The 20,367-nt window shown below is 45.4% G+C and carries 16 protein-coding genes; 9 read left to right on the top strand and 7 right to left on the bottom strand.

Annotated elements, in window-relative coordinates; genetic code table 11:
* Window positions 1-474: 474 nt before the first annotated feature.
* Genes EGV91_RS12830 through EGV91_RS12820 form a run of 3 tightly spaced genes read left to right on the top strand, consistent with a single transcriptional unit; the run spans window position 475 to window position 5,173 of the window.
* Window positions 475-2,514, top strand: coding sequence for a glycosyltransferase family 4 protein (locus EGV91_RS12830; RefSeq protein ID WP_135504343.1), 2,040 nt, complete (start codon window positions 475-477; stop codon window positions 2,512-2,514).
* Complete coding sequence (locus EGV91_RS12825; protein WP_135504341.1) at window positions 2,504-3,805, top strand: glycosyltransferase; 1,302 nt, start codon at window positions 2,504-2,506, stop codon at window positions 3,803-3,805. The genes EGV91_RS12830 and EGV91_RS12825 overlap by 11 nt, the downstream gene beginning before the upstream one ends.
* 30 nt (window positions 3,806-3,835) lie before the next feature.
* Window positions 3,836-5,173 (top strand): uracil-xanthine permease family protein, encoded by a 1,338-nt coding sequence (locus tag EGV91_RS12820; protein ID WP_135504339.1) that lies wholly within the window; start codon window positions 3,836-3,838, stop codon window positions 5,171-5,173.
* Between the two features lie 119 nt (window positions 5,174-5,292).
* On the opposite strand, the gene EGV91_RS12815 is transcribed toward EGV91_RS12820, so the two are convergent.
* Window positions 5,293-6,306 carry an STAS domain-containing protein gene (locus tag EGV91_RS12815; RefSeq protein WP_135504337.1) on the bottom strand — a complete coding sequence of 338 codons (1,014 nt, stop codon included), beginning with the start codon at window positions 6,304-6,306 and terminating at the stop codon, window positions 5,293-5,295.
* A 363-nt stretch (window positions 6,307-6,669) separates the two neighbouring features.
* Between EGV91_RS12815 and EGV91_RS12810 the strand changes: the two genes are divergently transcribed.
* Entirely contained in the window at window positions 6,670-7,338 is a 669-nt protein-coding gene (locus tag EGV91_RS12810) for a metallophosphoesterase family protein (RefSeq protein WP_135504335.1), read from the top strand.
* Between the two features lie 96 nt (window positions 7,339-7,434).
* Here EGV91_RS12810 and EGV91_RS12805 read toward each other — a convergent pair whose 3' ends face one another.
* Entirely contained in the window at window positions 7,435-8,004 is a 570-nt protein-coding gene (locus EGV91_RS12805; RefSeq protein ID WP_135504333.1) for a hypothetical protein, read from the bottom strand.
* Between the two features lie 193 nt (window positions 8,005-8,197).
* Complete coding sequence (locus EGV91_RS12800) at window positions 8,198-8,884, bottom strand: GIY-YIG nuclease family protein (RefSeq protein ID WP_135504331.1); 687 nt, start codon at window positions 8,882-8,884, stop codon at window positions 8,198-8,200.
* Between the two features lie 291 nt (window positions 8,885-9,175).
* Here EGV91_RS12800 and EGV91_RS12795 point away from each other — a divergent pair, with 291 nt between their 5' ends.
* The 3 genes from EGV91_RS12795 (at window position 9,176) to EGV91_RS12785 (ending at window position 13,041) form a co-directional block, all read left to right on the top strand.
* Entirely contained in the window at window positions 9,176-9,613 is a 438-nt protein-coding gene (locus EGV91_RS12795; protein WP_135504330.1) for a hypothetical protein, read from the top strand.
* A gap of 306 nt (window positions 9,614-9,919) precedes the next feature.
* A complete protein-coding gene (locus EGV91_RS12790; RefSeq protein ID WP_135504328.1) occupies window positions 9,920-12,190 on the top strand; it encodes an excinuclease ABC subunit UvrA in 2,271 nt (756 codons plus the stop codon).
* Window positions 12,191-12,231: 41 nt separating this feature from the next.
* Window positions 12,232-13,041, top strand: coding sequence for a TspO/MBR family protein (locus EGV91_RS12785; protein ID WP_135504326.1), 810 nt, complete (start codon window positions 12,232-12,234; stop codon window positions 13,039-13,041).
* Window positions 13,042-13,181: 140 nt separating this feature from the next.
* On the opposite strand, the gene EGV91_RS12780 is transcribed toward EGV91_RS12785, so the two are convergent.
* The 4 genes from EGV91_RS12780 to EGV91_RS12765 form a co-directional block, all read right to left on the bottom strand.
* On the bottom strand, window positions 13,182-14,168 hold the full coding sequence (locus EGV91_RS12780; RefSeq protein ID WP_135504324.1) for an ABC transporter substrate-binding protein: 987 nt from the start codon (window positions 14,166-14,168) through the stop codon (window positions 13,182-13,184).
* Window positions 14,169-14,279: 111 nt separating this feature from the next.
* Complete coding sequence (locus EGV91_RS12775) at window positions 14,280-15,035, bottom strand: ABC transporter permease (RefSeq protein ID WP_135504322.1); 756 nt, start codon at window positions 15,033-15,035, stop codon at window positions 14,280-14,282.
* The gene (locus tag EGV91_RS12770) at window positions 15,019-15,807 is read right to left on the bottom strand and encodes an ABC transporter ATP-binding protein (RefSeq protein WP_135504320.1); all 789 of its coding nucleotides are present in this window, start codon (window positions 15,805-15,807) and stop codon (window positions 15,019-15,021) included. Before EGV91_RS12770 ends, EGV91_RS12775 begins: the two co-directional genes overlap by 17 nt.
* Before the next feature lie 538 nt (window positions 15,808-16,345).
* The gene (locus EGV91_RS12765) at window positions 16,346-17,620 is read right to left on the bottom strand and encodes a cell envelope integrity protein TolA (protein WP_135504319.1); all 1,275 of its coding nucleotides are present in this window, start codon (window positions 17,618-17,620) and stop codon (window positions 16,346-16,348) included.
* A 624-nt stretch (window positions 17,621-18,244) separates the two neighbouring features.
* Between EGV91_RS12765 and EGV91_RS12760 the strand changes: the two genes are divergently transcribed.
* Entirely contained in the window at window positions 18,245-19,474 is a 1,230-nt protein-coding gene (locus EGV91_RS12760; RefSeq protein ID WP_135504317.1) for a DUF1572 domain-containing protein, read from the top strand.
* A 212-nt stretch (window positions 19,475-19,686) separates the two neighbouring features.
* Window positions 19,687-20,364 (top strand): type 1 glutamine amidotransferase domain-containing protein, encoded by a 678-nt coding sequence (locus EGV91_RS12755; protein WP_135504316.1) that lies wholly within the window; start codon window positions 19,687-19,689, stop codon window positions 20,362-20,364.
* Window positions 20,365-20,367: the final 3 nt, after the last annotated feature.

Below are 20,367 nucleotides of genomic sequence, written 5' to 3'. Positions count from 1 at the left end.
ATGTCATGCAGTGGCTGGCTCAAATCGAGTATCGGAAAAGTTCTTATAAGAAAAAGCACGTGATGCCGAACGAAAAGCTCTTGTACTGCTACTATATCCTTAATCGACCCATTTCAAGCAAGAGATGCTTAAAATTAAAATCTCTCTTTGTGAGCAATATAGTTCAATATATACAATGAACCCAAATTGGGGAATCCGCTGAAAGCAGAAACGAGGCGGATTCCTTTTGCATTTTCGTGGGAAATAGCAAATAACCATAATGGGTTCTTACACAGGGAAGATTTAGGAACTGATTGACCGAAGCAACTTCGGCCAATAGTTTCTCGGCTATTTTGCAGGATATCGATAGGCAGAATTATTCATTCAAGTTATATAGTCTCATTTAGCAGGTATAACTGGAGGTATAGATTAGCCGTTATAGTTTAGAATAGGAAGAAACTAATTTACTAAAAGCAAAGTATTGGAGGGTGTAAAATGAATGAATTTATTCAGTTTAGAAATCAGGTTTATGATACTGAGCGTAATGATATTTACCCTCTCCAATTTTTAGATGCGTACATACATAAAAGTGAAACGATGAATTCCGATGAACGAAGATGGAAAGGGCAAATTCGAACGATTAAGCAACTGGAGCAGGAAAAGAAACTGGGCGAAAAAGAAATAGATGAATTACTGTCGTTTTTGGGAGAGCATCCATCGATCGACCGGTTGATCGTAGATGCGGTCTTGAAATTATTCAATGATGAGACCAAAGGAATCGTAGAGAATAAAACAAAAGAATTACTAGTAAAACAACAATACGATAGCCAACAGCTCTATCATGTGTTGGATATTTGCATTGAATGCGGCTTGGATGTGTTAAGTGATGACGATATCTTCTTTATGCTCCAGAAATACAAACGGGATGCAGAAATCATGTCGGTCTTGCTGGACTATATGGGTCGTTTCAACAGACAGGGATTTAAAGAGCATCTCTATGAATTATTAACCTTCGATTACCCCGACAGCATAAAAATCCAGGCAATAAATGCAATGCGGAATTTGTATTCAATGGAAGCTGTGGATCAATCGTTTGTGAAGAAGAATGTCATAAATGAAAATAACAATGTGTTTTTTGAGGGTTTTATGGACTTTCTCCATAACGGTTTTAAATTTGAAAATCCAGGCACTTCAATCTTGCAGTCCATGTTTTATGGGGATTTTGAAGATAGCGGGAAAGGGAATAATGGCGGTTTAGCCGTATTATTAAAAGGTTTAGGCGAAGAGATAGCGAAAGATAATAGTGTGTCTTATGTATTCACTCTTACGATCACGCAAGATTTAACGAAGCCCTTTATCAGCTTCTATGGAGCTAAACACGTATTGATCAGGCTGCCCATTTATTTGGACCAGGCTGTAAGGGACAAGTTCATCAAAAGAGAGTTGTTCATCAAAAGACAAATCGCCCATTTTTTAAAACTGGCTAACCTAAAGCCCGATGTCTTTCATATCCGGTTTTTGGACAATGCTTCTAAGGCGGTTGCGCATCTCTGCAAAGAGTTAAATCGGAAACTGGTCTTTACGCTGACGCCAGATCCGCACCGGAACATGTTTGATGGAGCGGGCCAGTTAAAAGAACTTGATTTTAACGAGTTGATTGAAAAACTGAACAAAATCAAAATAGGCGATGAATTAATAGACATAAGCGATGGAATCGTTGGAATCGGGAATGCCGAGGTGAAAACAGAACTTGCGGTGTATTTCCCTCAATTCAAAAATGAGCATGTAAATGGAAAAATCAACATGATCGGTGAAGGCATTCAAATAGAACAGTTAATGAATGCCGAGGACCTCGCGATCCCTTCCAACCGCCTTATGGAATGGGTTGAAACAAACAACGATTTCTTTGAAAAACCTGTCATCTTGAACGTAGGGCGATTGTCTGTTTTAAAAGGACAGGTGGAACTTTTAAAAGCGTGGTCAAACTCCAGGCTTTCGGAAACGCATAACCTACTGCTCATAGGGGGAGACCTGGAGAGGCCGAATCAAGAAGAAGAAGCGGTGATTGATTTTTTCAAGGATCACGTGCATAGGCATCCCGAGTTCAAAGGCAGGTTCCTCCATCAAGGTGCCATGTCAAATGCGGATATAAGGATGCTTGAAAAGACGATTATTCAGCAGGACTTTGACGATCCGCATATCTATATTTGCTCCAGTGTCAAAGAAGAGTTTGGCATCGCGATTTTAGAAGCGATGTCGATCGGCTTTCTAACCCTGGGCCCGCTAAAAGGCGGGGTTAAAAGTTATATGAGGAACGGAGAAAACGGCTTTTTAATCGACACAAGCAATTGGGAAACGATTGCAAAAGACGCGGAAAAATATCTGTATGATTCGAAAATCGATAAAGATGAAGTGAAAAAAATTCAAGCCGCTGGACAAAAAACGATCGATGAACACTTTTCAATTAAAAAGATTTCAGCTGAGTTTGTATCAATGTATTTGTCTGTAAAAGGAGAAGAAGACCATGAAATATAAAAAAATATTTTTCATCAGCCCGCCTTTTTATTCGCATTTCAACCCGTTGTTGGTGCTGGCAAAAAGCTTTCAGGAACATGGTGCCGAAGTGACATTTGGCTGCAGCATCGAATTCAAGGAAAAAATCTTGGAAGAAAACTTGAATTTTTATGAAATCGACATCAGCAGCAATAAAAATACAGGGACAGGTGAAAATACGGTACAACCGGATACGGAAAGAATGAGGTTAGAAGAATTCTTTGAGTCGACCAAAAAAGGGGCAGTCGAAACGTTGATCACCCAGTCCCACCACAGAAAGGCGGACATGCTTTATAATCCCCAGGAACTGATCGATAAGATCAAGCGAATCGATGATTCAATAGATGTTGATCTGTATGTGGTCGACATCTTATCGTACTCGGTTACGCTGAGCTTGTATTTTTTGGGGCTGCCTTTTGTCACATTTTGCCCGCCTCATCCCAATACGATTCCAAGAGAAGGACGGTATTTTAATGTGCCGAAAAGCTGGCCCGAGGCGATCACAGTCAACGAAGAAGATTTGACGAGGTTGAAGCAGGTTTCCACCCAAACCCAAAGGGAATTCACGGAAGTGTTCAACGCGATTATCACTGAAAACAAGTCGATTGAAAAAATCAGCAATGCGTTTAGTTTGGTCTCTGAAATCGCGGTCATCTACAATTATTTTGATTTTAACGCCATTGAACAAAATGAAGAAAACCCGAAGGAGCTATTTATCGGGAATTCATTTCAAGCGGTTGCGTTAGATGACGAATGGCTGGAAAAAATAGAGACAGACGAAAAAATCATCATGATCAGTTTGGGGACTTTTTTATCGAATCGAAAAGATGTGCTTGAAAAACTGATCCTGTCGGCCAGAGAAACGTATCCGGATGCGCTATTGATCGTTTCTGCAGGCAGCCATGCGGAGGAATTACAAAAACACAGCTCGCCCAATACAATCATCGAAGGTTTTATTCCGCAAATTGCGCTGATGCATTATGTAGATACCGTTGTCTTTCACGGTGGCTGCAACACGTTGACAGAAGCGATGTACCATGGAAAAGAGATGATCATCTTGCCGTTTTCCAGCGATCAGTTTAATATCGCATACGATATTGAAACGCATAATCTAGGACGCGTACTGGATCCGAATAATTTCAGCAAAGAAGAATTAGCGGAGGCATTCAATGAGTTAGAAACGATTTCGAAAGACAATCTACTGCATTGGCGAAACATCTCCAGAGAACGAGGAGCCGATTATGCAGTGAAAAAAATATTGGAGATCGAATAACATCTAAATAGGATTGGAAAGAGGTGTTTTATGAAAGAAGTAGTTGGAGCTGACACGAAGATTAGGAATACAAATAAATACGATGTGGATGGTGTACCTCCATTAAAAGAAGCGATACCTTTGGGATTGCAGCACATTTTTGCGATGTTTTTAGGCAATATTGCCGTCCCGATCATCATCGCAGGTGTGGTTGGCATCACAGGTAATGATTTAACGATATTGGTTCAAAGTGCCATGATCATGGCAGGCGTTGCAACGATTATCCAATGTTACCCGATATGGATGGTCGGCGCACGGCTCCCTGTAGTGATGGGTACGAGTTTTGGATTTCTGCCGACTAATATAGTGATTGCCAGCTCTTTTGGCATATCGGGATTATTGGGTGCAAGTCTGATCGGCGGTTTATTTGGCGCGACTTTAGGGTTTTTCATCAAGAAACTAAGAAGGTTCTTTCCGAAGATTGTCACAGGCACGGTCGTTCTGACGATCGGGTTGTCGCTATTGCCTACCGGGATTGTCTCGATGGCTGGAGGCAGTGGAGCTCCGGATTTCGGATCGGCTAAAAACTGGCTGGTGGCTTTACTGGTATTGGCCATTGTGCTTGTTCTAAATCGATATGCAAAAGGAATGGCGAAAACATCCTCCATTTTAATCGGGATTGCCATTGGCTATATGGTGGCTTTGCCGCTGGGCATGGTGGAATTTACGCCAATCAGAGAAGCTTCCTGGTTTGCAGTTCCCCAACCGTTTCATTTTCCGATGGAATTTTACTGGGGCGCGATCCTTCCGATGATGATTATGTTTATTGTTACGTCGGTTGAGACCGTTGGCGATGTTACCGCAATGACTACGGGCGGAGCAGGCAGGGAACCCACAGAGAATGAGCTTTCCGGCTCCGTCATCGCAAATGGTTTTACCTCTTCGCTTGGAGCGATTTTTAACTCGTTGCCCAATACATCTTTTAGCCAAAATGTAGGCATGATCGCATTTACAAAAATCATGAGCAGGTATGTCGTCGCTGTTGGTGCTGTATTTTTGATCTTGGCTGGTCTTATTCCTAAGATTGGAGCAATTGTATCGACAATGCCGCCAGCGGTTATTGGAGGCGCCACCGTCATTATTTTTTCTCAGATTACGTTAACTGGCATAGCCATATTGACGTCAGAGCCTTTAAATGAAAGAGCCAAGATCATCATTGGATTAGCTTTGGTATTTGGACTCGGATTAAGTCAAGTACCCGATGCGATGAACGCCTTTCCGGAGGTTGTTAAGTTGTTGTTTGGCGGATCAGGTATCACAATTGCCTGTTTTGTTGCGATTGTATTGAACCAAATCATTCCAGAGGAATCAATGAAAGAAGACGCATAGACGAAATCACGCCCGCCGGATTCCAATTGCGGATGTGTTTTTTAAAATTAATTCAACCTAAAAACACCGCTCCAGCTTTTACTGGGGCGGTGTTTCTGTTTTTAGAATGAAAGCATAGTCTATGAAATTGACCGGCCGCTTTTGCCTAGCGCATAGTAGATGCCGTGCTGGAGGCTTTGCAGGCATTCGAATTTATTCAGGTTATTGTCGGATTGGATAATCACCATCGCCAGTTCCGGCGACACGCCGACCAATATGGTTTCGATGCCCAGAAGCCGGGCAGAGGCTCCAAGTTTATCGATCAGTCTTGCGGTGTGTTCGGAAATTTGTTTGTTCAGTCCGGTCAGATCAAGCAGCAGGTAGTGTGCCTGATGTCTCGGCAGTTCGCTCAGCGTATTGTGAATAAGATCTTCCGAACGTTCTTCATCGTAACTGCCGATCATCGGCACGACCACGATATTTTCCAATACCGGAATGATGGGAGAAGAAATTTCTTTAACGAGGTTCTGCAGCATCAGCGTTTTCTCATCGACCATTCGCTCGAGTTCTCGAATCTTTGATGCTTCCTGTTTTCTGGACATCTCGTGGATGTTCGACTGCACCGTAATATCAGACGGATAATACTCAACGATGCTGTAAGAATTCTCTTCGTTTTGATACTGAATTGTTTTATACCAGAAGTTAGTGCCGAAAAGACCGGTCAATACGCCGGCGTAATGGGAAGGAACGAAGATGCCTTCAAGGCCTTTCTGTTTTTGCTGGTTCATTTTGTACTCCCAGTCATCTTGTATATGAAGCGTGAAATGTTTCGCCTCTTCGTCCATCTTAACAATTCTCACTTTGCCCCAGCCTGCGGGTGCATATGTATTGGATAACCATTCGACTACATTTGAGGTGTTGATGTTTTTCATGTGTAAAAATCCTTGGCCTACGATGACGCCTTGGCGGAAACCAGTCGTTTCCAGCACAAGTTTTGTTGCTTCAGTTCCTGAAATTTCCCGGATGGTGTCAAAGAAGGTTTCCATGGCTGAAATCCAAAAGAACACGACGTCCCCGCCATCGAATAAGACTTCTCCGGTTTCTAAATCCCACTTCAATTCTACATCGCCGACTGTAATTTGTTTTTTCATCATTTTTAGTTTTCCTCCGATTTATTGGCTTTTCCCAATCATTTTACGAGCAGGCGCTAATTAATGAACAATCTAACAAGTTAGATACCTTATTCCCTCATTGGAAAAAACTATGCACTATAAATTAAGAATTATATTGGGGTGAACACAGGACTGTTCAATCAAAAAATCAAAGGTTTCCAACAAGCGCTGATGACACAACGTATCGTGCCCTAAGCAAGGAGAAGGTTCGCAACTGTTTCTTGCTGTATGGCTCCGAAGGAAATTAAAATCTAACCCGAGAGACATTTTTATCCGCCAAAAAGGAATAGAAAGAATAACAAGGGCGTTCGTGTAAAAAAGAATAGATGCAGAGGGGTGCAGACGATGAAAAGAATCTTGGCCATCAGCGATATTCACGGAGAGCTTGAACTTTTTGATGAGCTGCTGCAGAAGGCGGACTATGACGACGCCGAAGACCAGCTGATTTTACTGGGGGATTACGGGGACCGCGGTCCGGATTCCAAAGGGGTTTTGGAGCGGGTCATCGAATTGAAAAAGCGGGGGGCCATTGTCTTAAGGGGCAACCATGATCAAATGATGCTGGACGCGGTAAACGATGAACCCGGTGCGAAGCTGATCTGGGCAAGAAATGGGGCGTTGCCGACATTGCAGAGCTACGATCCATCGATAAAAGACATGACGCTTCCAACGGCAGCTGTCTTTTGGGAGCACATCGATTTTATTAAGAAAACGGCGTATTACTACGAGACGGATGACTTTATCTTTGTGCATGCGGGCGTTCAGCCGGATATGCCAGTGGAGCTGACAGACCCAGCGATTTTGATGTGGATCCGCGATGACTTTTATGAAGCCTATTCGGGAGAAAAAACGGTAGTATTTGGCCATACACCAGTGTTTATGCTGCGCGGGACAAGGAATTATGATGTCTATTTTGGTGACAACCCGATTATCGGCATCGACGGAGGCGCGGTTTACGGCGGACAGTTGAATTGCCTGGAGCTGCCGAGCCGAAAAGTCTATAGCGTGAATTAGTGTTGAAAGGAAGAACAGGAAGGTTTAGGGGATGGAAATCCCTCCTGCTCCTTCAAAATCATCATTGTGCCGATTCCTGAGAATTAGACGTCGATTTTATCTTTCCTTAATAAAATTATTAAAGTAAAGTCTATTAATTTTTGATATGTATTTAATGAAATCTTCAGCTGTTTCTATAGAGATGAGTTGAGAATTGATTTCGGGAGAAGTATTAAAGAATTTAGATTCTTTTTTAAGCTCAAAAACAATGGTAGATTCATGCTTGACTCTTTGCCTCGCTTCTTCTCTTAAACTATTTAAAAGTGTTTCCCATTTCGTGAAATCTGCAGTAAATTTCTTGAATTTAGATTTATTTTTAGGATTATTTTTATGGAGATTAACTAATTCATTTTTATAATTTTTAACCATATAAGAAGATTCGTTAATTGCATCTATAAAATCTTCAAAATCAACATCAGGATCTATAAGTGTATGACAAAGTTTTTCATATTTAGCATTAAAGTCATTTTTAGATTTGAGTGTTTTGTCAAATTTATCGAGTGCAAGCTGTATAGTTTCGTCTGCCTTCTTGTCTAATATTTTTCCGGCTCCTTTTTTCCCAAATTCTATAGCTTTTTCTTTAGAGATAACTTTGCCAGCATAGTGGCCCCATTTACCGAGATTCAAATAAAATGCCTCCTTGTAATTTCCTGAATTTGTAAAAAATATTTTTATTAGAATAATACCACAATGCTTAATCTAATGTTAGATTTTATGCTTGATAAATTTTCTGGGGAAAGAAAGTGCTGAAATCAGGTAATAGATTTCCTATATCAACACCATTTAATTCTATTTCTTTGTTTATAAGCTGTGTGAGAAATTACTTTTCTTTCAAAACGCCTACAGCAACAAGGTTAGTCAAAGTGCCTTTATTTTTAAATCTGAAGTATCCGCTTAAACGGTTTAAGTCTTTTTGTGTCAGAGTAGCTAAGTCAGTAGCAAGTTCATATTCATTTTCCAGTTTCGTAAGTAATGTCTTTGCAAATTCCACTTGCTTTGGCGTTAAAAGCTTGTCCTCTTTATTTTCATCTTCAGTTTTGATCGCCGTTTTCTTCTCTTCGAGAGGGAGGATGGTTTGATTAATTTCTTCAGTGTATTTACCAGCTTTAATCCAGGCCAAATCCTCTTTGTTTAATGCAAACCATTCTCCTTCAAGTCTTTTGGCAGAAAAATGCTTATGCAAGACGGCTTCAGTCTGATGGTGGTTACCGGATTTTATAATGAAAATAAGTTTATTTTCAAAAGGCAATTTCACGCCAAAGATATTCATTCGTTTCTCAAGGTTTTTGGTCTTGCCGATTTTGAAAGAGCCGTTCATGTATTCTTGTACAAAGTAAACATATCCGGGCGCTTTGCCTTGGAAGTCAGGGGACTCAATAATTTTTTCGAGTTCATATTGATTTGATTCAAACAAATAAATCTTATGTTGCTGAACTACAGGGGGGATGATTAATGGTTCTGGAGCAGTTTTGCTAGAGAAAATTTTATTGAACATGTTTTTGACCATTTGTAAACGCCCTCCAAATTGGTTTTAATGTTATATACAATTATAGACTAGAGAAGGACTTTTTTCTTATATATATCAAAATTTGTAAATATTCCGTTGAGTTTGCTTCTTTGTCAAATATCATATTCAGAAGAGGGTATTCTTATGACATAAGTAATCGAAATCAGGCGGACGTGTTAGAATAGCAATTAGTGGAACGTTAATCTTCTTATAGGAAGCGGTAGAATCTTGCCTATAAGGAATGGCAATATGCATGGCTGATAGATGAATTGAAAAGGATGGGATAGCAAAATGAATAAATCCGTAGAACAAAAAATGGGCGAAATGCTCGAAGTATTTAACAGTTTTCCGAATTGCCGGATTGAACCGAATGAAGGCGATCGGCTGATGATTACCAGCAACCAACCGGTTCCTTGGAGTGGCGCTGAACCGTCGACTAAAATCGGGTACATTACGCCTCATAAAGCGTCGCTGGCACTTTATATTGATTTCCCGCATGATTATTTAGACGCTGATCGGGTGGAGGAAGTCATCAATCCAGAAAGAACATTGATGTATTACGAGCCAGGCGCAAAGACGTCAAATGTGAAAAGCTGGTGGAGGTTCCGGACAGACGAGAAATTCGACAGCATTCACATGGTTCTGAGAAAAACAGAGCTGGATTTGTATGATTTCAAGCGAGAAGATTGGATTGAATTGATGAAAGAGATTACGGATGTTCACCAATGATTAAGAACTTAGCCGAATAAAAATCGCCGCTCCGAGAAAAGTAATATTTCTTGGAGTGGCTTTTTAATTTGTTTGTGTGAGCTAGGCCAAAACAGGGAATCCTTTTACTATGTAAGTTGAAATCGAGAGGTATCTTAGCGGAGACGCGTCAAAGGACTAGGCGAAGCGATGAGACGGGTGGACTTCTCGGCTCATTGCGAGAGCCATGTCCAAAGCGACCGGAGCGGTGTATAAACTCTAACTCCATTTACTCAACATATAAAGCAAGATAATTACTCGATTTGATTGGAAAAGGAGAATGTCGAAATGCCAGATAAAAGAGATGAAATCATTTTGCGGGGGCTTCGCGAAAATAATTTGAAGAACATCGATTTAAATATCCCGAAAGAAAAAATCAATGTGTTTACCGGCCTGTCAGGTTCAGGGAAAAGCTCAGTGGTATTTGATACCTTAGCGACAGAAAGCAGAAGACAAATGACGTTGAATTATCCGCTGTATATCCGGCACCAGATGCCGCGGTACGAAAGGCCGCATGCCGATTTGATGCAGCACTTGAGCCCGGTCGTCGTCGTGGAACAGAAACCGGTGCGGAGCAATTCCCGCTCGACCGTCGGCACGTATATGGATATTGACCCGTTGATCCGGCTATTGTTCTCACGGATCGGCAGTCCGCCGATCGGCTCAGCCACCGAATTTTCGAGTGAAAGTTCTTTCGGCAACTGTCCGGTCTGCAAAGGCTTCGGGGAAATCGTGGCGCCGGATATCCACAAACTCATCGATCACACGAAGTCACTCAGAGACTCCGCAGTGCGATTCAAGCCGCTGGCGCCGCCCGGCTGGCAGGGCAGATGGATGGTGGACGGCGGATTGTTTGACCCCGATCTCCCCATCAAAGATTTCACGAAGGAAAAATATAATATGCTGGTCTACGGCCCCCCGGAAGGCGAGCGGGCATTCAGCAAGTATTATTACAAAGTAGGAAATCGAGACATTGAATGGGACGGCATCCTTCCCCGGTTCATTCGCCTGTACATTAACCGCGACCTCACGAAACTTAAAATAATATCCCAGGATGACGTGATGGCGATGACCACAAATACACCGTGTCCGACCTGCGAAGGTTCAGGATTGAACCCGAAAGTACTGGAATGCAAAATCAACGGGCTTAATATCGCCCAATACGACCACTTGGAAATGACGGATCTGCTGGGGGAACTGGCGAATATAAAAGACCCGGTCGGCACATCCATCGCGCAACAGGCCTACCCGAGTGTCAAACAGCTGGTGGACCTGGGCTTGGGCTATTTGAGTCTGGCGCGAAAAGTGGGCACGCTGTCGGGCGGCGAAGCGCAGCGCGTGAAAATCGCCCGCCATTTAGGCAGCAGCCTGAACAACATCACCTATATTTTTGATGAACCCAGTGCAGGGCTTCACCCGGAAGAAATCGACATGCTGACGCATATGTTGAAAGATTTAAGAGACAATTACAATACTGTCGTCGTCATCGAACACAATTTAGCGGTCATCAAAACGGCAGATGAAATCATCGAAATGGGTCCGGGAGCGGGAGTGAGCGGCGGCGAAGTGGTGTATCAAGGCGCACAGGCAGGGTTAAAGAAAGCTTCAGCCATCACCGATTTGGATCATAAAGTCAGTGTGAATAAAACCCCAAGGCAGGCAGAAAACAGTTTTTCAATCAAAAATGCTTCGGCCAATAACTTGAAAAATGTCAGTGTGGACATTCCGAAAAACGTCCTGGTGTCGGTATGCGGCGTTTCAGGGTCCGGCAAGAGCTCGTTAATGTTCGACGCATTTACCGGCAACTATCCTGAAACCATCTCAGTGGGCCAAGGCAGCATCGGAACATCCAGCCGGTCGACACTCGCGACTTATATGGGAATCATGGATGACATCCGGTCGATTCTGGCCAAAGAAACGGGACAGCCGGTGGGCTTGTTCAGCTTTAATTCGTCTGGCGCCTGCCCGGTCTGCGAAGGCAAAGGCGTCACTACGCCGGACGTCGCTTTTGCGGATCCTGTCACCGTCACATGCGAAGCTTGCAGAGGCACGCGGTATTCGGATGAAGCCTTGTCCCATCGCCACTTAGGAAAAAATATTGTGGAGATTCTGGAACTGTCGATCGACGAAACCAATCAGTATTTAAAAATGCCGAAAATCGTCAGAAAAGTGGATACCTTGAAAGATGTCGGCTTGGGCTACCTGACACTCGGCCAGACGACCAGTTCATTAAGCGGCGGAGAAGTGCAGCGCCTCAAGCTTGCCAGCCACCTGAAAAAAGAAGGGCAAATCTATTTATTGGATGAACCATCATTAGGCTTGCACACCAAAGACAACGCTCATTTATTGGACGTCTTCCAAGGCCTTGTCGAAAAAGGCAATTCGGTCATCCTCATCGAGCACAATCTGAACTTTATCGCCGCGAGCGACTGGATCATCGAAATGGGTCCAGGCGGCGGAAAAAAAGGCGGCGAAGTGTTGTTTGAAGGGACACCGGAAAGCATGCTCGAGTCGGAAACATTGACGGCGAAGTGGCTAAGAAAAGGCGTGAAGGGGTAATAGAGGAATAGGACATTATTTATCGGAAGGATGAATTCACCATGAATGAAAACACAGTGAAGAAAACAACACTATTCACCGTATTAAATCTGATTGCTTATTTCGTGACGCTCGGCGTCAATTCCCTCGGCTCTTCCGGCTTTTTCGCTGGCAATAGCCAGAAAGACATCTCCGATCGATACATGACGCTGATTTCCCCGGCGCCGTTTACGTTTTCGATTTGGGGTGTGATCTATACGCTTGTGCTGGTTACGCTGGTCTATCTGTTCATCAAACGTAAAGATGCGAACGTCAGTAAGCTGATCCTGTTGATCTCGCCATGGTTTATCCTGAGTTCGCTGTTCAACATGGCCTGGATTGTCGCGTTCTCTTATGAATGGATAGGCATCTCCACGATTTTGATCATCGGCCTGCTGTTCTCATTGTTCCTCATCATCGGAAAAATCTATACCCACCGTTTCGAAGTTCCATCGACCTTAGCAGGACTCAGCTTTACGCTCTACGCTGCGTGGGTGACCATTGCGACCGTCGTCAACACGGGATTGCTGTTGGTGCAGCAAGAATGGAACGGGTTTGGCATTTCTTATTCGATTTGGACGCTGATTATATTAGGGGTGGCCGTTGCCTTTGTGCTCGCTTATATGTCGAAGTACAAAAACGCGGCCTTCCCGCTTCCATTGGCGTGGGCGTTCTTCGGGATCTACGCAACGTATAGAAGCGGAGAGGTGAACCCGGAGTTATCGATGGCCATTCAGGGGGTTCTGATTGCCGGTATTGTAATCTTTCTGGTTGCGGCGGTATGGAGATTTATTAAGAATGGGAAGGCTCTTTTTCCTAGAGAGACGGTTTAAGGTCTTTAACTAAATAAATGTCAGTACAAAAATAGCCGCTCAGAGGAATTGAATATCCTTGGAGCGGCTATTTGTTTTATATGGTTGCCTAGAATCTACATAAAAAAACAGCAGAAAAATTTCTGCTGTCCCATAAACCTTTACTCCAAAAATTGCGTATCCGTCAATAATGCGAAATCAGGCTGTTTTTTCAAGAACTTCAAGTCGAACGAAGAATCGCCGAATGCCTGGATTTCTTCAGGAGCTAGGGCAGTGTCGAAAATCATGTTGTCCCAAGCGCCGTCGATGATGGAGGCTTCGAGCTTCTGGCCTGTGATGTCATCGATTGTGTTGATGGTGATTTCTTTGGCTTCATCCGGATTTTGAGCGATGAATTCAGTCGCTTCTTTATGCGCATCGACAATGCCTTGGACCATTTCCGGGTTTTCTTCGATCAATTTGCTGGAAGTCACCAGAACGGAAGCGGGCATTGTCGTGCCGAATGAAATTTCATCCGCTTCTATGATGACTTTGGCGCCCGTATTTTGCTTGAGTACAGAAGCCCAAGGTTCCGGCGCTACGGCTACATCCACTTTCGCAGTGGCGAACATCGCTTCGTATTGGGCAGGGTTTCCTGTCTGGTGAAGCATTTCGCCGCCGATGCGGTTGGAGGTGATGCCGCTTTCTTTCATGAAGGTTTCAAATTGAACGTCGTGTGTGCAGCCGACGCGCGGCGTAACGAAGGTCTTGCCGGCAAAATCCTCAATCGATTCAATGCCGCTGCCGTTTCTTGCCATGACGACGGTGCCGCCTGAAGCGCCGCCGGCAATCATCGTGACGTCTGCGCCGTTCGTGTAATTGTTCATAGCGGGTCCAGGGCCGACAAGGCCGGCATCAATGTCGCCGGTTTTTAGCGCGGTCATGAAATCCGCGCCATCCGCGAACGTGACGTATTCAACTGTTTTTCCTTCTCCCAGGTTTTTCTCATATAATTCCTGGTCTTTTGCGACCATGGCCGGCACGTGATCCAGGTTCGGGAAATAGCCGATGGTGACCTTGGATGAATCTTCGCTTGCATTTGGTGAACCGCAGGCGGTCAAAACGCCAGCCAATGCGACAGGTGCGAGAAGTGAAAAAATACGTTTCATAAGATGAATTCCTCCTGTATTTGCTTATTTATATTGAATGTTTTATTCGGCTAGGGGCAAGTGGTGCATTGCAACAATATGTAAAAGACAGTTGCTTTTATTAATAAAATCCTAGGTTTCCAATCCCCAGCGCTTGAGTACGTTTTTTTCGATGCGCTGGAAAATCAGCAAGTCGACAATCGCGCCGACGACGCCGATGATGATCATCACGCCTATGACCAGTGACATATTGCCGAAATCGGATGCGTAGCGCAGCGTGTAGCCGAGACCCGGTCCGGAACTGAGCAATTCGCCGGCCATCAATGCGCGCCAGGCAAATGCCCACGCCAAACGCGCACCCGTTACGAAGTACGGCACAGAGGCGGGGATGATGACTTTGATGAACAAATCCAGGCCGTTCGATCCCATCGTCCGTGCCGCTTTGATGAACAACGGATCAACGTTCTTGATGCCGGTGCGGACGTTCAAAATCATGACGAATGTTCCACCGAGAATGACGACGAAAATGATGGAGCCTTCGCCGAGGCCAAACCACATCATCGCGAGCGGCAGCCAGACGATGCTTGGCACACTTTGCAGCGCGAGCACCAAGGTGCCGAGTGTTTCATCCGCCGTCTTCGAGCGTGCCAGCAGGATGCCGACGCCGGTCCCGATAATGACGGCTGCAATTAACCCAATCAGTAAGCGGCGGAAACTGGCGATGAGGTCATAGACAAGCGTCATGTCAGCGAATCCAGCTACTAATGAATCGTAGACGCTGACAGGGGAAGGGAGTATGGTTTCGTGCCACAACTCAAAGCGGGAACCCAGTTCCCAGAACACAATGAGCGCGGCGAAGAAAATGATTCGTTTAATGGCCGGCTTCATATGCTTGCTCCTCGTCTATGACTTTATCGATTTCTGTTTTCAGAAGGCCCATGATCTGCTCTTCCAATGTCGCGATTTCCTGCCGGTGCTGTTCGCGCGGGCGCGGGATGTCCACGGTGATATCGGTCAGGATGGTTCCCGGGCGCGTGCCCATGACCAGGATTCGGTCGGACAGTTTGATCGACTCCGAAATGCTGTGGGTGACAAAGACGATGGTCTTTTTGGTATCAATCCAAATTTCCTCGAGCTGCCCATGCAGGCGGCTTCTGGTCTGTTCATCCAATGCGCCGAACGGTTCGTCCATCAACAGGACAGCAGGGTCCATGGCGAGCGAGCGGGCAATCGACACGCGCTGCTGCATGCCGCCGGATAACTCATGGGGATAATGGGAAGGATAATTGCTGAGCTGGACCATTTTCAAAAAATGGTGGGCGCGCTCCTGGCCCTCTTTCCTGGACATTTCTTTGCGCAGCGGGAACATGACATTCTCCGTGACGTTCATCCAGGGGAATAACGCAGCCTGCTGGAAGACCATTCCGCGGTCTTTTCCGGGCTTCGTAACTTTTTTCCCGTCAACGATGATGTCGCCTGAAGTCGCAGGGACAAGGCCGGCAATCATCGACAATAATGTGGACTTGCCGCAGCCCGACGGACCCAGAATCGAAACGAATTCGCCTTTTTGAATGGAAAGGTCGATGTCTTTTAGCACCGTATTGGGCTGATTGTTCTTATCGAAATAGACTTTGTTGATTTGTTTGGCTTCAATAAATATAGTGAATCACCGTCAATAAAACCTACCTTTCCTATCGGATATCATTAAAGTATAGTATATAGGTAGGAATTGTCAATATTAGATTAGTAAGAAAATAATTTAGTTATATAAGCCGACTTAATGAAACATTATTTTGAAAATCGCTCCGGTCGCTTTGGGCATGGCTCTCGCTAGGAGCCGAGAAGAACACTCGTCTCCTAGCTTCGCCTAGCCCCTTGACGCGCCTTCGCTGAAATATCTCTCGATACGCAGCCAAATAGCGGAGACGCCTGCGGGAAAGCGAGACAGCCGAGACCCCGCAGGGAGCGAAGCGACTGAGGAGGCTTGGCGCTCGCCCGCGGCAAGCGGAGCTGTTTTGCGGAGTATCGATAATCGGCATCATTCATTCAACTTATATAAAAAGCCGCTAGCTTTCCGAATCTCTGTCAAGGCATCGGGATGCCGATAAAGAAACACTTGCTTAGCGTCAAACAACATTCCATAAAAAAATCCGCCCTCTTCAACGAGAGGGCGGATTTCATTTTTATGCATTTCAGGTTTATTCGCCGACCATGCCGTCATTGTCATTATCCCGCATATGGGGGTATAACCAATGATCGCTCATGATGGGCATCGGGAAACCTGCATCTTTTGCTTCCTGGATCGTCACTTGTCCATTGCCGTTTGTGTCGACAGTGGAAACATCGCCGCCTGTGTTTGCAGGGGCTGCCTCCACAGGGGCACTTTCAGCAGGCGGACTGCTTGGCTCCGCAGGCTCAATGTCGGTTAAACCAAGTGAGGCGTTCACTTCATCCGGGTTCACGTTGTCGAACGTATCCACGACTTCGTTGCCCATGACCGTATACGTATACTGGTAACTCGAAGGAATCTGCGTCTCCGTATCCGGGTAGGTGATGATGGCTTCGAAATTCGTTGCGCCGCCTGCATCGCGGATAACGTCTTCCGTATAAGCCTGATCGCCATGGCGGTTGAGTGTACTTTCTTGTGGCGTAATGTTATAAGCATTCGACACCCCGCCAAGCGAATCTGCAATGACATGCCCTTCATCCAGAATGTCACTTTCGACGCCTGCAACCTTCGCTTCATCCCCGTAATATCGGCCGTCCGATGTTACAGGTTCGCTGTTGTCGTCCTGGACAATGATTTCTTCAGCCACGACACGCACGAGTTGGCCGTGTTCATTGGTGAATGCCCAATATTCACGGTCCCCGAAGCCAATGTCGACAACGATGTTGGCTGCGCGCGTTCCGGACAAATCACCGCCATCAACTTCAACGAGTTCGTATCCTGCGAAGAGCTCCTTGGTTTGTTGGGCAGCTGCTTCTGCAGCAGCTTTTTCTTTCGCAGCCAGTTCCTGCGCTTCTTTCTCTTTTGCAAGCTTCTCGGCGTTCGCTTTCTCTTGCGCTAGCGCCTCGACTTTTGCCTTTTCTTTCGCAAGCGCCTCAGCCTTCGCTTTTTCTTCGGATTCTTTCTCTGCCGCCAGACGTGCTTCTTCTTGTTCCTTGTCGGCCGCTGCCTGTTTCTCAGCTTCTTGCTGGGCAAGGAGCTGTTCTTGTGCTTTTTCCTCTGCCGCTTTTTCTTTCTGTGCTTCCATCTGTTCACTTTCGACGCCGTCTGCCGTTTCAACTTCGTCTGCTGTAGAGACGACGCCGATCGTCGAACCAATCAGCACGGCAAATGAAACACCTGCCGCAAGCCCCGTTTGTTTAACCGTCAGCCCTTTTTTGAACAACGAACGGACGAGCAGCATCACGATACTCGCAGCAAAAGCGAGCAAGCTGACCAGCAGCAATAACACAAATACAACACTCATTTCATATTTCCCCCTTTATTCTCTCTCTCTAGATCTATATTGCTATATCCAAAGATGAATATACCATGATTTGGAAGGTAAATACTAGGAGATATTAAATTTTTGTTTGGAATTATTTGTATTATTCGAACTAAAAGTCTTTGTTTGTAGATTGATTTGTTCGGACCTTAGCTTGCAGTGAACAGACAAAGTCTGTTGTTCGTTGCGGCGCACTCTCCCGTTAACATGAACTAAATTCCCATTAACATGACTTGGCAAGGCGTTAACATGAACTGCAAAGGCGTTAACATGAACTAAGCAGCTTTTAACAGGAACTGTTTCGATTTTAACCGGCACTAGCTCGTGATCGCAGTTCTAAAGCGACAATGGAAAAGCCGTTCGCCCCAGCGAACGGCTCTTTCTCAAGCACTTGCACATTTCGCAGCTGCGAAATGCATCCATCTTGTCGGTTCGCTGCAGCAGGTTCGCCCGTTAACATGAACGAAATAGCGCTTAGTTTCAAGGACCTGAACATTCCTTGGAGCGTCGTTTGTTTTGAGTGGGCTTCTGGCATGTCCATCCATTAAAAGGGGTATGGTGACAACATGTGGTTTTCAAAGCAAACGTGGAAACGGGGAGAAGAAGATGGAAAATGCATTTCTAATAGCAGTGGGGGTATTGCTTGCAGCAGGTGGCCCGCTGCTTTATTTCACCAGGAAAAAAGGCGCTTCGCCGGCCGAGGCAGAAATACAGGAGCAAGTAGAGGAAATTCCCATCAGCGAGCCAGAATCCGAACCGGATCCATATGTCGAGCTCATGCCGCACGTTTCGGAAGTAGGGAACGAGGAAACGGTGAAAAGCCGGTATAAAAAGATTGAGATTCCAGCGATGCTGAAAGCCAATCTGCTGGAAACCTTGACCGCAGGGGCGATGGTGATCCGGGAAAGCCGGACGTATAAGGTGGAATTCAGCCCGGAAGTTGTCAGAGGGCTGAAGGATAAAAGCATGTCGCTGATCGAAAAAGCGAACGGCAAAGGGTTTATGCCGGCAGTCAAAAAAGAAGGCGTAAAAGGCATTTACAAGCAAGCGGTGTTGGTGAAAAACATCAACCCGGCTGTTGTTGTCCATGCCAGCGCCAATTTGCTGGCGGCTGTGGCAGGCCAGCAGCAATTGGCTGAAATCCAAGGTATCCTAAAGAAGATGGAAGAAAAACTGAATACGCTCATCCAGCACCGGGACAATGATTTTTTCGGCAGCATCGAGTCGAGGTTTGCCTATTTCCACGAGATCATCGGGCGGTTCCGCTCGAATGGCATCGTTCTTGGCGGCGTGGAAGATCAGAAAATAGAAGATTTTTATACGGCGGCGCTGCAGGATTTGAAGGTGCTGAACAGGGACTTGAAAAACATTGGCGAAAACATCGACAAGCTGAAAGAGCACGAAACCATTCGGAAATGGGGCGAAGCCGCGGTAATTAAGGAATACAGGAAATTGATGGAGGCGTTCAATGCCAAGCAGGAACTTGTGTTATTGAACGTTAAATTTATCGAAGAATGCTACGTTCCTTATTTGACGGCTATTCGAAATTACCCGGAAACGGCTGTGAATTCTCAAGCGCTGGCCGATTTGATTGCGGAGAACAATAGCGTCGTCGCGATGATCGAAACGAAAGTGAAAAACATCGAGGAAAACTACAAAGTGCGCTTGCATTTTGGCGTGAAAGCGTTGAAATACAGAAACCTGGAAAGTTTGAAAGAAACCGTGCCGCTCCGGATCAGCCAACAAAAGTCGGCAGCGAATGAAATTCCTTCTGCGCTGTTGTTCGAACTTGGAGAGGATGAGAAAGTGTATGCGTATGTGCCGGAAGAGCGGTGAAGTAGGATGGCGCCCCTACTAAAGTGGCGCATTCTTTGAGCAAAGCAGAGGCGGATAGACGATCGCGAAGTTCTGATAAATAGCGGATAAATAGCTACACCGGACCGATGAAACCCTGAAAAATTATCTGTCTTGTCAGTTTGTTTGAAGGGCAAATGATTCGGGAAAAGTGAGTGACAAGATGATTACCAAATCAGAGGAGGAAACAGAACATGGCAAAAGTATTGGCAGTTTTATCAAGTGGACACAAGGACACTGAAAACAATTACGAAACCGGCTGGTGGGCGGAAGAATTATTCGCGCCGATGGAGATTTTGGAAAAAGCGGGGCATCAAGTGGAGCTTGCTTCACCACTGGGCGGCAAACCGACACTCGACCAAGCCAGCATCAGCGAAGATTACGATCCTGAAGGCAAATACAAAAAAATGTACGAAGCGGGATTAGCGGATGATACCAAAAAGCTTTCGGACGTGAATGCAGCAGACTATGACGCGGTGTTCATCGTTGGCGGCCACGGAGCGATGTACGACCTGGCTGAAAATGAAACGCTGCATAACATCATTAATGCGGTATACGACAACGGCAAAATCGTTTCCGCTGTCTGCCACGGACCGGCTCCGTTAATCTGGACGAAACGTCCGGACGGCAAGAGCATCATTGAAGGCTTGGACGTAACCGGTTATCCGGAAGCGGTTGAACCAGAAGGCTTGCCTGAAATCCTGCCGTTCAGCCTGGAAGGCAAAATGAACGAAATCGCCAATTATTCCGCTGAAGAAAAAGTGGTATGGGGCAATGACCAATTAGTGACCGGGCGCGACCCGTTCTCTTCTGAAGCATTGGCTGAAGAATTGGTAAAAGCTTTTGATAAAAAAAGCAAACAGGAAAACTGAGCG

The organism is Planococcus koreensis, assembly GCF_004761975.1.
Classification (GTDB): domain Bacteria; phylum Bacillota; class Bacilli; order Bacillales_A; family Planococcaceae; genus Planococcus; species Planococcus koreensis.
Note: the sequence above shows the minus strand (reverse complement) of the source record. Positions and strands in the feature narration are given on the sequence as shown.